The 15,558-nt window shown below is 42.2% G+C and carries 13 protein-coding genes, 1 pseudogene and 1 riboswitch; of the genes and pseudogenes, 4 read left to right on the forward strand and 10 right to left on the reverse strand.

Features of this window, described 5'->3' with window-relative positions; genetic code table 11:
* Position 1 precedes the first annotated feature (1 nt).
* From AN618_RS00280 to AN618_RS00300, 5 genes are all read right to left on the reverse strand, one after another.
* On the reverse strand, positions 2–1,135 hold the full coding sequence (locus tag AN618_RS00280; RefSeq protein ID WP_066350611.1) for a 5-(carboxyamino)imidazole ribonucleotide synthase: 1,134 nt from the start codon (positions 1,133–1,135) through the stop codon (positions 2–4).
* 105 nt (positions 1,136–1,240) lie between these two features.
* Positions 1,241–1,343: riboswitch (purine riboswitch) on the reverse strand.
* Positions 1,344–1,439: 96 nt separating this feature from the next.
* Positions 1,440–2,603 (reverse strand): aminotransferase class I/II-fold pyridoxal phosphate-dependent enzyme, encoded by a 1,164-nt coding sequence (locus tag AN618_RS00285; protein ID WP_066350613.1) that lies wholly within the window; start codon positions 2,601–2,603, stop codon positions 1,440–1,442.
* Positions 2,604–2,629: 26 nt separating this feature from the next.
* On the reverse strand, positions 2,630–3,280 hold the full coding sequence (gene nth, locus AN618_RS00290; protein ID WP_187694849.1) for an endonuclease III: 651 nt from the start codon (positions 3,278–3,280) through the stop codon (positions 2,630–2,632).
* Between the two features lie 19 nt (positions 3,281–3,299).
* Positions 3,300–4,169: a deoxyribonuclease IV gene (locus AN618_RS00295; RefSeq protein ID WP_245628318.1), complete on the reverse strand. Its 870-nt coding sequence runs from the start codon at positions 4,167–4,169 to the stop codon at positions 3,300–3,302.
* Positions 4,150–5,142, reverse strand: a complete 993-nt coding sequence (locus AN618_RS00300; protein WP_066350632.1) for a dipeptidase — start codon at positions 5,140–5,142, stop codon at positions 4,150–4,152. Before AN618_RS00300 ends, AN618_RS00295 begins: the two co-directional genes overlap by 20 nt.
* 452 nt (positions 5,143–5,594) lie before the next feature.
* Between AN618_RS00300 and AN618_RS00305 the strand changes: the two genes are divergently transcribed.
* Positions 5,595–6,149 (forward strand): nitroreductase family protein, encoded by a 555-nt coding sequence (locus AN618_RS00305; RefSeq protein ID WP_066350634.1) that lies wholly within the window; start codon positions 5,595–5,597, stop codon positions 6,147–6,149.
* A gap of 78 nt (positions 6,150–6,227) precedes the next feature.
* Here AN618_RS00305 and AN618_RS14225 read toward each other — a convergent pair whose 3' ends face one another.
* The 3 genes and pseudogenes from AN618_RS14225 to AN618_RS00315 all read right to left on the reverse strand — a co-directional run bounded on the left by AN618_RS14225 (position 6,228) and on the right by AN618_RS00315 (position 9,381).
* On the reverse strand, positions 6,228–6,842 hold the full coding sequence (locus AN618_RS14225; RefSeq protein WP_483788263.1) for a dehydroquinate synthase/iron-containing alcohol dehydrogenase family protein: 615 nt from the start codon (positions 6,840–6,842) through the stop codon (positions 6,228–6,230).
* A 27-nt stretch (positions 6,843–6,869) separates the two neighbouring features.
* Positions 6,870–7,409: pseudogene (locus tag AN618_RS14230) on the reverse strand (iron-containing alcohol dehydrogenase); the annotation flags it as partial.
* 7 nt (positions 7,410–7,416) lie between these two features.
* Complete coding sequence (locus AN618_RS00315; protein WP_066350636.1) at positions 7,417–9,381, reverse strand: NAD(P)/FAD-dependent oxidoreductase; 1,965 nt, start codon at positions 9,379–9,381, stop codon at positions 7,417–7,419.
* A 202-nt stretch (positions 9,382–9,583) separates the two neighbouring features.
* Between AN618_RS00315 and AN618_RS00320 the strand changes: the two genes are divergently transcribed.
* Positions 9,584–10,492: a LysR family transcriptional regulator gene (locus AN618_RS00320; protein WP_066350638.1), complete on the forward strand. Its 909-nt coding sequence runs from the start codon at positions 9,584–9,586 to the stop codon at positions 10,490–10,492.
* Positions 10,493–10,597: 105 nt separating this feature from the next.
* Here the strand turns inward: AN618_RS00320 and AN618_RS13405 are convergent, their stop codons facing one another.
* Together AN618_RS13405 and AN618_RS13410 are read right to left on the reverse strand one after the other, a co-directional pair.
* Positions 10,598–11,542 (reverse strand): sensor domain-containing diguanylate cyclase, encoded by a 945-nt coding sequence (locus AN618_RS13405; RefSeq protein WP_066350640.1) that lies wholly within the window; start codon positions 11,540–11,542, stop codon positions 10,598–10,600.
* A complete protein-coding gene (locus tag AN618_RS13410) occupies positions 11,532–12,203 on the reverse strand; it encodes a response regulator (RefSeq protein ID WP_222926180.1) in 672 nt (223 codons plus the stop codon). The genes AN618_RS13405 and AN618_RS13410 overlap by 11 nt, the downstream gene beginning before the upstream one ends.
* 192 nt (positions 12,204–12,395) lie before the next feature.
* On the opposite strand from AN618_RS13410, the gene AN618_RS00335 reads away from it, so the two are divergent.
* Together AN618_RS00335 and AN618_RS00340 are read left to right on the forward strand one after the other, a co-directional pair.
* Complete coding sequence (locus AN618_RS00335) at positions 12,396–14,432, forward strand: methyl-accepting chemotaxis protein (RefSeq protein WP_066350646.1); 2,037 nt, start codon at positions 12,396–12,398, stop codon at positions 14,430–14,432.
* A gap of 203 nt (positions 14,433–14,635) precedes the next feature.
* Positions 14,636–15,556 (forward strand): polyprenyl synthetase family protein, encoded by a 921-nt coding sequence (locus AN618_RS00340; RefSeq protein ID WP_066350648.1) that lies wholly within the window; start codon positions 14,636–14,638, stop codon positions 15,554–15,556.
* The last annotated feature ends 2 nt before the right edge of the window (positions 15,557–15,558 follow it).

A 15,558-nucleotide genomic window follows, 5' to 3' on the forward strand; every position in this document is an offset into this window, starting at 1 on the left:
ATTACCTCGCTTTCACCTTTAATATGTTCTTCGCCTTTTGGGCCTTTTCAATGGCCTTTTCCACATCGTCATCGATTACCGTCACATGTCCCATTTTCCTGTAAGGCCGGGTTATCTTTTTGCCGTAAAAGTGAAAGTACAGTCCCTCTATGGAAAGTGCCTCCTCGAATCCCTCTACCAACGGTATTCCATCATATCCTTCTTCCCCTAAAAGATTCACCATCACGGCAGGAGAAAGCAGTTTGGTGGAGCCTAGCGGCAGACCGCATATGGCCCTTATGTGCTGTTCGAACTGGCTTGTGGCACAAGCTTCGATGGTGTAGTGGCCGGAATTGTGGGGCCTCGGAGCGACTTCGTTTACCAATATCTTTCCTTTTTTGTCCAAAAACATTTCCACCCCTAAAACACCCACACCGTCTAGTGCTTTGACAACTTCTTTTGCAATTTCCATTGCTCTTTCTTCCAAATCTTTTTCTATTCTGGCAGGAGCTATTACCATATCGCATATATTGGCTCTTTCATCAAAGATCATCTCCACGACTGGATAGCATCTGATTTCCCCTTTGGTGTTCCTTGCCACCATAACTGCCAGTTCTTTTTCTATATCGACCAATTCTTCCACATAAGAGTCGGTGTGAAGTGCCTTTGCCATATCTTCTTCGGACCTAATAACGGCCACTCCTCTTCCATCGTATCCGCCTTTCCTGGCTTTTTGGACGAGCGGAAATCCGAACTTTTTAAATTCCTCGATGGTTACTTGTTCGATTTTCATAAATCTGGCAACAGGAATTCCCGCTTTTTTAAGTATCTCCTTTTGAGCCAATTTATCCTGGATGACCTCCAAAAGGTAAGGCGAAGGAAGTATGCTGTATCCTTTGTCTTGCAGCCTTTTAAGCGGTTCCGTCGCTATATGCTCAATGTCGTACGTCGCCACATCGCTTTGCTTTATAAGTTCTTCTAGTTTTTCTTCGTCGTAAAAATTTCCGACTATCTGTATATCCGAAACAGAAGATGCAGGACAACCGAGCGTCGGATCCAATACGCTTACAAAAAAGCCCATTTTCTTGGCCTCTTGCGCCATCATCTTCCCCAGCTGCCCGCCGCCTATGATGCCAATTCTAGGAAAGCCCTTCATCCCATCCTCTTTCAATGCGGCCGACCTCCAAATCACGTAATAAAACGTAATAAAAAAAATTAAGGTAGAGGAAATCTCTACCTTCAAAGCCCAAAGGGTTTTTGGCAATAACCAACTACCCCTTATAGCCAGGGCGGTTTACGGCCGCCCGGTAGAGACTTCCAGGCCATATTCCTGGAATTATATAAGGGTACCGGAAAAGTATTCAATTTGTTCGTTCAACTAAATACATAATACTACATTTTGACCAAATAATCAAGTAAAATTCCGAACAATACACTTTATTTTTTTGAATATCGTACGTTTATATTTGTTTTAAAAACTGATAGATTCTTTCCATTGCCTTTTCAATGTTATCCATAGATGCAGCATAAGAAATTCTTACAAAACCCTGGCCGCTTTCGCCGAAGGCACTCCCGGGCACTACGGCCACCTTCATCTCATAAAGTAGCCTATTTGCGAATTCTTCGGACGAAAGGCCTGTGTTTTTAATCGAAGGGAAGATGTAAAAGGCCCCTCTTGGCTCAAAGCACTCAAGTCCCATATTCTTTAAGCTGCTATAGACGAACACCCTCCTCCTGTCGTATTCTTCTCTCATCCTTTTTATATCTTCGTCGCCGTTTCTCAAAGCCTCAACAGCCGCATATTGCGCCATAGTAGGGGCACAAGTTACGCTGTACTGGTGGACTTTCAGCAATTCTTCCGCCAATCCTTCGGGAGCGGCAAGATAACCCAGTCTCCAACCGGTCATGGAATAGGCTTTCGAAAAACCGCCTATCGTAACGGTCCTTTCCCGCATCCCCGGAATGGCGGCGAAGGCGGTGTGCTCCACCCCATAAGTGAGTTCAGCATAGATTTCGTCGGATACGACAATTAAATCATATTTTTCGGCGACCTTCGCAATGTTCATGAGCTCCTCGCGGCTCATGATGGCTCCAGTTGGATTGTTGGGATAGGAGAGCATGAGCACTTTAGACCTGGACGTCACGTGCTTTTCCAGAACTTCCGGCATTAAAGCAAAACCGTCCTTCATATACGTGGGCACGGAAACCGGTCTTCCTCCGGCAAGGACCACGCAAGGTTTATACGCCACGAAAGCGGGCTCTGGGATGAGCACTTCATCGCCCGGATTTAGCAACGTTCTCATCGCCACATCTATAGCTTCACTTGCTCCTATCGTCACGATGATTTCTTTTTCAGGGCTGTAAGAGAGGCCGAAACGGCGTTTTAAATAATTGGCTATCTCCGAGCGGAGCTCCATAATTCCCGGATTGGGTGTATACGAAGTCCTTCCTTCGTCCAATGCTTTCTTAGCCGCCTCCCTTATATGCGGGGGCGTGACAAAGTCCGGCTCTCCTATGCAGAGCGAAATCGCATCTGGCATCTGATTTACAAGGTTGAAAAAGTATCTTATTGTGGAAAATGTTACTTCTTTTACTCTATCAGCCACGTATTTTTTGTGTTCCAAGAAAGCTCCTCTCCTTCCTTTTGAATTCAAAAATTATACGAACAAAAACGGCAAAGATCCTTTAAAAAACAATTTTCGCAGTTGGGTTTTCTTGCAGTGCATACCCTTCGCCCGTGATAAATCAGCCAATGATGGGCTTTAATCCAGTAATCTTCGGGAATTCTCATGGTGAGATCCTTTTCCACTTTTAACGGGTCATTCCCATCGGAAAGGCCCAGCCGCCTCGAAACTCTAAACACGTGGGTGTCCACCGCAAAAGCCGGTTTCCCAAAAGCATTGGCAAGTATAACATTGGCCGTCTTTCTGCCCACACCTGGAAGCTTAACAAGTTCTTCGAATTCATCCGGCACCCGTCCAGCGTATTTTTCTAAAATCATTCGGGATGATTCGATTATATTTCTGCTTTTATTCTTAAAAAGTCCGCACTCTCTTATCTCATTTTCCAATTCCTCGGGTTTTAAATTGGCAAAATCCTCGGGCCCTTTGTATTTTTCAAAAAGTCTTTGTGTCACCTGATTGACTCGCTTGTCGGTGCACTGGGCGGAAAGTATGGTTGCCACCAATAATTGAAACGGATTATTATACCGGAGGGCAGTGGTGGCATTCGGATAATGTTCTTCGAGAAGTTTCAGGATTTTTAAAACTCGTTCTTTTTCATTCTCGCAGATTTCCTTCATAACCATACCCTTTAAATCTTTAATTTTCTCGCATATTCTTTAAAATTTCAATTTCCTTTTTGTAATTTTCCATCCCCCCGGGAGTTTCGAGCAAAAAGGGCTTGTCCTTAATGGCTTCGTGGTTTATCACTTTTTTCATCGTTTCCAGTCCCAGCACTCCTTCTCCCAGGTTTGCGTGCCTATCCTTTCGGCTGGCAAGTCCAAACTTGCTGTCGTTCAAATGAATAACTTTCAATCTTTCAAGCCCTAAAATTTTATCGAACTCTTCCAGCACTTCATCTAAATGCTCCTTTACGTCATATCCCGCACCGTAAAGGTGGCAGGTATCCACGCACACCCCGAACGCCTCGGGGATGCCGGTTTTGTCCATAATGTCATAAAGCTGCTCAAAAGTGTATCCCACCTCACTTCCCATTCCCGCCATGGCCTCCAGGAGCACCATCACCTTTTCCCTTCCGGTTACCACTTCCTTTAAAACAGCGGATATCCTTTCAATTCCGGCCTCGAGTCCGTCCCCTAAATGGCTTCCTGGATGAATCACAAGATATTCAGCGCCGACTTTTTCGAGCTTTTCTAAATCCTCCCTGATTACCATCCTGGTAAAATCCGCCGTTTCTTTTTTATTAGTCGCCATATTCATAGTGTAAGGTGCGTGGGCGACCAGAGGACCGAAGTTTTCTCTTTTTCTTAATTCCTTTAACTTCTTAATATCACTTTCATCCAGGGCTTTTACGGCTCCGCCCCTGGGGTTGCGTGTAAAAAACTGCATCGTATTGGCTCCTATCGAAAGGGCGTCTTTTACAGCCTTTTCGTAACCTTTTGATATAGATATGTGAGCACCTATAAGCAAAATGCATTCTCCTTTCATATTAACTTTGAACCTTCTCATATACCCTCATGAAATTCCCGCCCAAAATTTTTTCGATATCTTCATCAGAAAAACCTCTATGCACCAATCCGCGGGTGATGTTGATAAATTTCTCGCAAGATTCTAACCCCTCCACCGTTCCAGTAAAGCCGTCGAAATCGGACCCGATTCCCACGCAATCGACACCGGCTTTGTCCGCTATGTAATCTATGGCATCTAGCACTTTTTCCAAACTGCCTTCGGCTCCTCCATAGCTTGTAAAGTAAAAGCTCACCCCGATGACCCCGCCCCTTTCGGCAACGGCCTTTATCTGTTCGTCATCTAGGTTCCGGGGAATATCCATGAATTTTCTCGGAAGGGCGTGGGAGACTATAACCGGCTTTTCGCAAACTTCCAGCGCGTCCCAAAAACCTTTAGGAGAGATGTGAGCCAGGTCTACCACCATTCCCAGCCTTTCCATCTCCTTTATCACTTCCACACCGAAACTTGAAAGCCCTCCATTGCTCCTTATGTCCCCGGCACCATCGGCGATAGCGTTTCTGTTGTTCCAGGTGAGGATAATTGAGGAAACCCCCATTTTAGCATAAACTTCCAGCATGTCCAGGTCTCCCTGAAGGGCTTCTCCCCCTTCGATACTTATGAAGGCCGCGACTTTACCTTCCGCTACCGCTTTTTTTACGTCTTTAAATGACCTTGCCAGCATTACATCGTCTTCATTCTTTTTTATTTCACGCGTTAATGTGACTATTCCCTTTAACGTCGCGTGGACAGCATCCCCGTACCATTCAGGCCTCACGAATACCGAGAATACCTGTGCCTTTATCCCGCCTGCTTTAAGCCTTGGTACATCTACGTGTCCATCCTCCGACCTTTCGCCTAAAGTTCGCTTCCCTTCTAGCACTTGAAGGACAGTGTCACAGTGGGCGTCGAAAATGATGCTCTCTCTGTGGAGCCTCAAGGCTCTTTGTTCCTGTTCTTCACTCAGTTGAAACACTCACATACGCCTCCATCTTTATCTAAACTTTTTATCTAAATTTTTTATTTTAATTGTAGCTTATTCAAATCAATTTTTCTATACGTTATAATTATTTTAAAAAGGCATCCTAAAAGACTCACAGTAATATGTCTATACCCTAAAAATGGAAAATAAAATTACTCAGGTAAAATTTGAAGTGGTAAAGAAAAAGCTATCTCACAGACCCGTTGCATTTTGAAGTTTAAGACAAGGGTTTATCTCATAGATCTGGAGCGAGTAAGGTTTTAACTGGGGGGCGTCCAAAATTTTCAAAGAAACTTAAACAAGAATGTGAGAATCGAGGGATAAAACCTTTTATTTATACTTTTGGTCAAATTGAGAAGTCACGCAAATATACTTTAGAAGACTTGAAACGAAAAATTCAACTTTTTAAAAGGCGAGCTATAATAAAAAATAGGGAGGGAAATATTGTGAACGAGGTAATCAACGCCATAAAAACCCGAAGGAGCATAAGGCGTTTTAAGCCCGAACAGATAAAGGATGAGGAAATAGAGGCCATTATAGAAGCGGCAATCCATGCACCCAGCGGTCACAACGAGCAGCCCTGGCATTTTACTGTAATCCAGAACAAGGAGCTAATCGACCACTTCAGCCTCGCGGCGAAAAAAGCCATGGCGGAATCGGAAGTTCCATGGATAGCCGCCATGGGAAAAAATGAGAAATTGCATTTATTTTACAACGCGCCAACCGTAATAGTGGTCTCCGGCAAAAAAGATTCTTATTCGCCTCTCATCGACTGCAGCGCCGCCACTCAAAACATGTTGCTTGCAGCTCACAGCCTGGGCCTCGGAGCGTGCTGGATTGGCCTTATAAATTTCTTGTTTTCTATGGAAGAAGAGGTGAAAAAACTCTCGCTGCCAGAAGGTTATGAGCCTTATTTTGCAGTAGCCTTGGGTTACCCAGACCTGGAAAAACCACCGCGTCCCATAGAAAGGAAAAAGGATGTAGTAAATTACATAAAGTGACACAAAATAAAATTAGCCTTTGCAAATCAAAAATAAATCCACCCCCAAACTTTGACAGTTTGAGGGTGGATTTTTTGCTTAATAATTTTCGTACATATTTTCCAATATCTTCAAAATTTCTTCTCTTTCCAATTGCCGCGGAACAAAACTGTAGCAAGGATCTTTAAATACCATATCAACCGTGCCCAATAAATCTTCTTTAGATATCCCAAGCTCTCTAAGCGGCCTTATTCCCAATCCCTTCATGAACCTTCTTATGGCTTGGGCCACCTTTTCGCCAATTTCTTCGCCACTTTCCTTGCCTGAAAAATCAAGGCCCATCGCTTCGCCCACAATTTTTACCCTAGATGCATCCACTGTAGCAGCGTATTTCATCACTTCGGGTAACGCCAGAGCACATGCTTCGCCATGGACTACATGGAACTTCGCACCTATGGTGTGAGCTATGGCATGTCCTAAGTGTACTAAGGCATCGTTAAAGGCTATACCTGCAAAATTGCTAGCGAGAAGCATATTTGCTCTTGCTTCGATGTTGACACAATCTTCGGCAGCAACCGGCAGATACTTAATTATTTTATTAATCGCATCAAAGGCAAGAAGCTGTGATTTAGGATTAGGCAGTTTTGCCGTAATAGCTTCAGCTGCATGGGCGAATGCGTCCATCCCCGTATGGACAGTGGCATCCTTTGGCAAGCTTATCGTAGCTTCGGGATCTAATATTCCAAGGGAAGCTACTCCAAAGACAGAGTTTTTAACATTATTTACAGTATCTGTTATTACAGCGACTCCTGTGCTTTCGCTTCCGGTACCGGCTGTTGTCACCACCATCACAACGGGAACGCCGGGCTTAAAAAAGGGATTCCCAAAATACTGGTTTATGGGCGGCGGACTATTTATAAGTATATTTATGCCTTTAGCCGCATCCATTACGCTTCCTCCACCTACAGCCACTATCCCGTCAACTTTTTGCTCTCTTGCCACTTCTCCGCCTTTATTGACTATATAATCCGGAGGATCAGGTAATATTTAATCAAATTCTACAAATCTTATGCCAGCATCACTTAGACTTTTTTTGCACTTTTGGTAAATATCAAGTTTTGACACAGTTTTATCTGATACCAGGAGCACCTTCGAACATCCTAGTTTTTTGACTTCGTCGCCCAAAACACTTACAGTTCCTTTTCCGTAAATAATTGGACACAATTGGGCGTATCTCGAATAGGATAACAACATCTCGGATTTCCCCCTTTTTAGCTTCATTAGTATTTTACAAATTATACGCTGCTAAAAAGCCAGCCTCTATAGCATTTCTTATTTTCCCTGCTTTTTCTGCATCTCCCAATATAAAGACCTTTTCAAAGCTGCTTTTTATCTCTTCAACCAAGTTTTTATTCGGTGTCCTCCCAATAGACAGCACCACGTAATCGAAGTTGCAAACGACTTTTTCTTGAGTTTTCGTGTTCTCAAAAACCACTTCATTTCCATTTATCGCAACAAGTTTGTGGTTTGGATTTAGCTCTACATTATATGCTTTCAAATGACCTAAAACATCTATTAAATTCTGGAAAAATAATCCCGGGCCGATTTCATCTAGCATTTCAAATACACTGACCTCATTTCCTTTTTCCGCGAGGTAATGAGCGGTTTCAAGCCCCGTCATTCCAGATCCAACTACTGCTACTTTTTTACCGGATATATATACTTTCTCACCTAATATATCTTCTGCTGTAAATACGTTTTCGCTTTCGATGCCGGGAATCGATTTAGGTATTATGGGCTCTGAACCTTGAGCTACAAACACCGCATAGGGGTTAAGTGCCTTTAATTCATCAATTGCCGGCATCGCATTAAATCTTACCTCTATATTTTCCTTTTCAATCTGAGACTTAAAATAATCAATGAGCCAATTTATCTTCTCCTTTTTGGGAGGCTTGCTTGCAAGGTTCAACTGTCCGCCTATTTTATCGGTCCTTTCAAAAATCACCGGCCTAAACTTCCGTTTCGCCAGTATTCTTGCTGCCTCAAGCCCCGCAGGCCCTGCGCCTATTATAGCTACAATCCTACCTTCCCCATCCTCCTTAAGTTGATTTAACTCCCATTCACGACCACTTTGGATGTTTATGCTGCACTGGCAAGGCATTCCTGTTATATCGGCACCAATTAAGGTTTCCATACAATAAAGGCAAGATATGCACTTTCTTATTTCATTTACTTTACCTTCCATTGCCTTATTTGCCCATTCCGGATCAGCAAAATGCTGTCTTGCGGAACCCGCAAAGTCGATCTTACCTTCCCTTATCATCCTGTCTGCAAATTCGGGGTCCCTTATTACTGAAACTCCTATTACTGGGATGTCAACAGCTTTCTTTATCGTTTCAGCAAGATATATCTTCCATCCCTGCTCGTAAGATGACGGTTCCCAGGACACATTCATAGTCTCATATATACCGCAACTTATATCCAGTGCATCTACGCCCAGCTCCTCAAGCCTCTTTGCTATCTTTACCCCATCTTCTAGATGAAGCCCTTCATTTGGAAGCCCCACCTTCTCCAAAAATTCATCGACCGTCAATCTTACAAGAAGTGGAAAATCCTTTCCGCACTTTTCTCTAATGCCAATTACTATTTCTTCTAAAAACCTCATCCTGTTTTCAAAACTTCCACCGTACTTGTCAGTCCTTTTATTTGTATATGGACTCAAAAATTGGTTTATTAAATATCCGTGCGCTCCATGGACTTCAACTCCGTCGAATCCGGCTTTCTTTATTCGAACTGCAGCATCTACAAATTTTTTTACCATTTCCTCGACTTCTTCCGTACTCATTGCCCTCACGGGTTGATGCACGACTTTGCATTCCACCTCGCTCGGCGCCGCCATCGGCATATTCCCATTTATCGCAGAAATTCCTTGCCTTCCCGGATGATAAATTTGAGCCACGATCTTCGCACCGTATTTGTGCACCTCATCGGCCAGAGCTCTGAGACCGGGTATAAATTTATCGTCATACGCACACATCTGCCTGGTGTTACCTTTGCCCCTCTCGTCTACAACCATACATTCGGTGATAATGAGCCCTACTCCACCTTTTGCCCTAGTCGCGTAAAATTGGATGTCCCTTTCCGAAACAGTTCCATCGGAATTCGCAAGGGCGTTTCCCATAGCTGTAAAGACGACCCTGTTTTTTGTTTCCATAGTCCCTATTCTGCCACGAGAAAACAAGTTTTCAAACATACCCTTCCCTCCCATTTGTTAATGTTATAACTATCCCATTTCAATATATATTTTAGCCAGCATAAAACCGATTGCCTAACATAAAGTAGTTGTATTTGCTACAATCTTTTTTTGACTGTAAAGATATCCTTTCAAAGGCCTTGATACCTTTAAATCCATATTGTAATATTTCAGTAGTAGACCAAGAAGCGAGAGTGATGAAATGGAAATTGATATGACTTCTCTTAAATATTTCGTGCTTATATGCAAAAATAAGAGCTTTTCCAAAACTGCAGAGGAACTTTTTATAACCCAGCAGGCTTTAAGCAAGCGCATCCAAAAGCTAGAAAAACAGTTAGGCACACAGCTTTTTGAACGTACACCCCGAGGCGTCACTCTTACGGAAACGGGTAGGTATGTCCTTTCGAGGGCGGAACTTCTTGTCAAAACTTATGATGAATTCATTTCCGATGTAAAAAGTAAAATAGACAAAGAAAAAACGACGATAAAAATAGGGTTTGCCCCAGGCACCCTCCAAATTTTAGGGGTCAAGGCAATAATTGAATTCGAGCAAAAAAGCCGGGATATCCACATTGAAATAGCAGAATTTTCCGATATAGACTGTGAAGCAAATGTATTAAACGGAACTCTAGATCTAGCTTTGACAGTAAAACCTAAAGACCTGAGCAATTTTATCTATTATCATCTCATAAGGGAAAAATTAATCGTTATAGTCAATAAAGCCAACCCTCTTTCAGCTAGAGAGAGTGTAAGATTTGAGGACCTTAAAAACGAAAAACTGATACTATTGAGCGATACTTTTCGGATCCAACCGGTCATCCTTGAACATTTTGAGAAAGCGGGGCTTGTTCCAAAAATTTACTTTAAATCAAGCCACGATTTGAAAGTCGCTTACGACTTTGTGGAATTGAACCAAGGTATTTTTATATTTGTGGACAAACTAACGCATCCCCACATAGAAGAATACAAAAATATAAAGGTAATCCCCCTCGATGATCCCACAGCTCACTGGGATGCCGGATTTATAGTAAAAAAAGGAGCAAAGATTAGTAAAGCTGCAAAAAGGTTTATGGACTACTTTTTATTAGGAAAAAATAAATATATTCCTTGAGAAGTAAAACAGTAAGAATTTTCCTTTTGTCCTCAGCAGTAGTTTAAGGTTTAAAAAAAGCCAGCGGCGCATTGAAAATTGCGCCGCTTTTTTATAATTTTTTTCTTATTTTTTGAGATAGTTTACCTTATTTTTTCCTTCATTTTTAGATTTATACATCAAATCATCCGCTCTTTTAATTAAGCTATCAATCGTATCACCTTTTTCATATTCTGTCACTCCGAAGCTCGCTGTTATCCTCTCATTACATGGCAAAACAATGTCAGCAATATTACTTCTTAAATCTTCTGCAAGTATTGCCGCCTTTTCAACGGGAGTTCCAGGAAGCACTATTACAAACTCCTCTCCTCCCCATCTCCCAAAAACGTCTAACTTCCGTATTCTTTCCCTTACCACCTTTGCCACTCTTCTCAGCGCTTCATCTCCCATAATATGCCCGTAGCAATCGTTTATTTTTTTGAAATTGTCTATATCAAACAATATGATTGAGAACTCTTCCCCGTACCTTTTTGCCCTTTCTATTTCTTCCTCCAATTTTGAGAGCAAATATCTCCTATTATACGCCCCTGTCAGCGCGTCGGTAATGGATAAAAGATAAAGTTCCTTTTCCATCTCCTTCTTTTCGGTGATGTCATCTACGATTATCAAAGCTCCAGAAACCTTACCATCTTCTTCTTCCGGTTTTATATGCACCCTAATCCACACTCTTTTGCCCCATTTAGAAGTGTATTCCAATTCATAAGTTCCGATTTCGTTATTTTTCAAACACTCTTCTAATTTTCCCGAAAGGCCCTGCTCTACTAATAGCGGAAACGTTAAAAGATTTATCTTCTTCGTTTCTTCCTCCCCAGGAGAGCCTAATATTTCAATAAGCTTGTTATTTACATAAAGAATATTGCCTTTATTATCGCATCTCAATATACCAACCGGAGCATTTTCTGCCAACTCAAAATATAATTTTTCCTTTTCTTTTATCGCCCTTTCAAATTTTAATCTCTCTGCAATATTTTCAACACTAGCTAAACATAGCTTTCTTCCTTTATAAATCAAAAAGCTGCAATTTTATTTTAACAGGATACGTTGTCCCGTCCTTCCTGCGATGAATTGTTTCAAAGCTTACTTCGGGCATCTTGCCTTCGAGGAGGGGAGATATCAACCTAACGAAACTCTCTTTTGTAAATTCCGGTTTTATTTCGATGGGGGTCATATTTAAAAGCTCGTCTTCTGTATATCCTAAATTCATCCTTGCACTTTTGTTTACCTTTATAAACTTCAAAGTCTCTGGATCAAAAACATAAAGCTCACTTGTGGAGTTTTCGTAAATGTACATGAACATGTTTGCAAGTGAATAAGCTTCATGAAGTTTTATGGCCATTTCTATTGAAGGAATTACAGCTTTCTTGTCAGTGCCTTTTAAAATATAACCATAAGCTTTTATGCTCTTTATCCTCTTTATTACCTCAGACGAAGCATTTGCAGTTAAAAATATAATGGGAACATCGCGCCTTTTTAATATCATCTTTGCAGTATCTATACCATCTAAATTTCCTTTGAGCTCTATATCCATTAATACAAGGTCAGGCAAAAAAATTTCACAAGCCTTTTTTATAGCTTCATCCCCGTCCGATGCTGTTTCCACCTCGAAGCCATAACCCTTGAGCAAATCCGAAAGTATTAACTGCTCAAACCGACTATCCTCTACCAGCAGCACTTTCTTTTTCGCATATTGCAAATCTTCTGTACTTACCATTTCTCTTGACCCCCAGAAAATTTAAATTGCAACTTACAATATTATATCAAAACTCTCTAGAAAATGCGTCCTTTTTTTCTTTTATTGCTAAAACTGACATAATTAGATATAATTAGAGAAAAATGTTAATTTTACAATATAGGGGGTAATGCCGTGAATTGGTCGGAGCAGAAACTATTTAAATTTAAATTTTCGCTCCCAAAAAGTTTTTCTGGAAAAATGAAGCACAGCCTTAAAACCCGCCTGGCGGTATACCTCATAATCATGGCCCTGCTGCCCCTCACTGTTTTAAGCGGAATCATAAATTACTTCACAAAAAACTCCATGGAGGGGGAGGTTAAGGAAAAAACCAGTCTCATAGTCAGCACATTAAGCGACAACATAGACATTTTCATAAATGAAAACAAAAACTTAATATCCTTCCTCGCAAATACCGATGTTGTTCGCTCCATGGAAAGATACTCCATCGAAACTTTTATCTATGACATGCTATCTCGATATCCACAGATAAGCAGGGTTCTCATAGCAGATACTAAAGGAAATGTGTACGGAATACCTTACGCCAACATTTCGGAAGGGACAAACGTGCTCAGCGAAGGTTGGTATACCGGCGCTTTGAACCAAAAAGGAGTTTACATTACGAAGGCAAGATTGGACCCGACTTCATCTACCATGATAATATCTATATCATCGCCGATATTTTCCGAAAAAGGAGTGCTAAACGGAGTTATATGTGCTGATATATCCCTCGTATCCCTCACCTCTATCATATCCAAGATGCAAATAGGAGAGTCCGGCTACGCATTTATTACCGACAGTGATGGCAATGTCATAGGGCACAAGGATTATAAAATAGTGCGGGCGAGAGAAAATTTCATGAAGTACGACTTTGTAAAACAGGCCCTTTCAGGAAAAATAGGTTTTACCACTTTTGTCGAAAACGGAACTAGAATGTTCGTAGCCTATGGCCCACAACCCGCCACCGGCTGGGGGATTTTCGTAAGCCAGCCGGTATCTGAAGCTTACTCCAACATCTACAAGGTAACCAGAATTTTCACCTTGGTCGGCCTTCTTACCGCTATTTTAAGCGTCATAGCCGGATTCTACATAGGGAGCAAAATTTCATCACCGATTCTCAACATGGTGACCGTATCGAGTCAGGTATCCAGGGGCGACCTGACGAAAACCATAAATATAAAAGATTCATCAGAAATAGGATTTTTAGCCGCCTCATTCAACTCCATGGTATCGGGTTTAACAAATCTGGTTATGGAAATCAAAAAGACGGTGGAAGAACTTTCAGCGGCAACAAAAAGCCAGGCCGAATACGCAGAAAACAGCAAAAAAGCCGCCGAACAGATTTCTACCGCTATGGAACAAATAGCAGCAGGTGCATCGGATCAATCGCAAAAATTAAGCGAAATATCCGATGTGATAAATGACCTAGTGATATCTAACGGCAAGATAGATGAAAATGCCCGTTCTGCGGCACAAGCTGCGGAGGAAATGCTCAAACGTGCTAAAAACGGGCAAGTCAAGATGAACGAAGCTACTGTCAGTATGGATTCCATTAAAGACTCAGTAGACCAGTCTAAAAATATCATCGTTGATCTAGATGCAAGGGTCAAAGAAATAGGAAAGATATCAGATATCATAAAAGATATAGTAGACCAGACGAATCTGCTTGCATTAAACGCCTCGATCGAAGCTGCAAGGGCGGGCGAATCGGGGCGCGGATTTTCTGTGGTAGCCCAGGAGATAAGGAAACTCGCCGAAAAATCCGGTCAGGCCGCAAAGCAAATTTCGGACATAGTAAGGCAAATTCAGGAAAACAGCCAAATAGCCGTGGAATCCATGGCTAAAAGCTCAAAGGAAGTGGAAACCGGAACTCAGATAATAGTCGACGCTAACGAAACCTTTAACAGGCTCATTTCGGACATAGAAGCCACTGCAACGGCTGCAAGGCAGATTTCCGAAGAAATAAGTTCCCAGTACATCAACATCGAAAGGATCGTCAATAAAATAACCGACATAACCTCTGTGTCTCAAGAAACGGCTGCTGCAAGTGAAGAAGTTACTGCATCCACTCAAGAACAGACAGCAGCCATGGAAAGCATAGCCTTTTTTGCAAGAAAACTTTCTGACTTAGCGGAAAACCTGTCCTCAGCGGTAAGCAAGTTCAAGGTTTAGAAGAAGGCCTGCGGCCTGCGGCGCAATTTTTAATGCGCCGCTTTTTTTATATATCGATGGAGACTCTTTTCCCTCCAGCATGGGTGTCTAATGAGGTGTGTATTATAAAATCACCTGATTTGTATAAAAAAATAATCCCGTGACAAAAATATCCTTGAAACAGATAAATCATCAGGAGGGACACCGAACTGATAGTAGAGGAGATGAAACTTGTCGAAAGGGAATTGATGCGCACAATAGCACAGTGCCACGAACCCGTGAGCAGTATACTTAAAGATATATTTACCGGCGGAAAACGGCTGAGACCCAAGCTGGTACTGCTCTCAGGCCTTTGCTTTTCACCGGTAAATTCGGATATGATTTATTCCGCAGTAGCCACCGAGCTAATTCACACCGCTTCACTCATCCACGACGACGTGATAGACGAAGCCCATTACCGGAGAAACCGGTCCACCATAAACTACATACACGGCAACCAGGTTGCAGTCCTTGCCGGAGACTACGCCTTTGCAAAGGCTTTTGAGGTCCTTTCCGTCCACAACCTGCACCGCTGCAAAGATTACTTTGTCGCCGCAATTCAGGAAATGTGCCACGGCGAGGTCATGCAGGCTGTGGAGAATCCATCCATTGATGAAAAATATTATTTTAAAATCATAGAAAAAAAGACCGCCTCTCTCATCTCGGCATGCTGCAAAGCCGGAGCGGTGTGTGGAAAAGCCAGTGAGGAAGATGTAGAAAAAATGGGCCTTTATGGCCTTTACCTTGGCTGTGCTTTCCAGATTGTCGACGATCTCCTGGACGTGATAGGGGATGAGGTGGAAGTCGGAAAACCGGTGGGCCATGATTTGGAGGAGGGCAAGGTAACACTTCCCTACATATATTTCTTGCGAGAAAGTCCGCTGGGCTCGAAATACCGTCCATTTTTAAACGACAGATACCGCCTTTTAAAAGTAAAATCCCAGCTCATTTCTGACTTAAAAAAATCCGAAGCCGTCAGCATTACTTATGCAAAGGCTGAAGAGTTTTCCAAGAAGGCAAGGGATATATTGAGTGAATTACCCGATTCGGTATATAAAAAACTCCTCGTCGAGCTTTCTTTTGAAGTTGTCAAAAGGAAAAAATAGTC

Origin of the sequence: Fervidicola ferrireducens, assembly GCF_001562425.1 — a bacterium.
Classification (GTDB): domain Bacteria; phylum Bacillota; class Thermosediminibacteria; order Thermosediminibacterales; family Thermosediminibacteraceae; genus Fervidicola; species Fervidicola ferrireducens.

What these genes read in the sequence shown, in the direction of transcription:
- AN618_RS00280 (WP_066350611.1), bottom strand. Translation starts at nt 1,135, where the DNA reads ATGAAGGGCTTTCCTAGAATTGGCATCATAGGCGGCGGGCAGCTGGGG.
- nth (WP_187694849.1), bottom strand. Translation starts at nt 3,280, where the DNA reads ATGAAGGAAATCTGCGAGAATGAAAAAGAACGAGTTTTAAAAATCCTG.
- AN618_RS00295 (WP_245628318.1), bottom strand. Translation starts at nt 4,169, where the DNA reads ATGAGAAGGTTCAAAGTTAATATGAAAGGAGAATGCATTTTGCTTATA.
- AN618_RS00315 (WP_066350636.1), bottom strand. Translation starts at nt 9,381, where the DNA reads ATGTTTGAAAACTTGTTTTCTCGTGGCAGAATAGGGACTATGGAAACA.
- AN618_RS00320 (WP_066350638.1), top strand. Translation starts at nt 9,584, where the DNA reads ATGGAAATTGATATGACTTCTCTTAAATATTTCGTGCTTATATGCAAA.
- AN618_RS00340 (WP_066350648.1), top strand. Translation starts at nt 14,636, where the DNA reads ATGAAACTTGTCGAAAGGGAATTGATGCGCACAATAGCACAGTGCCAC.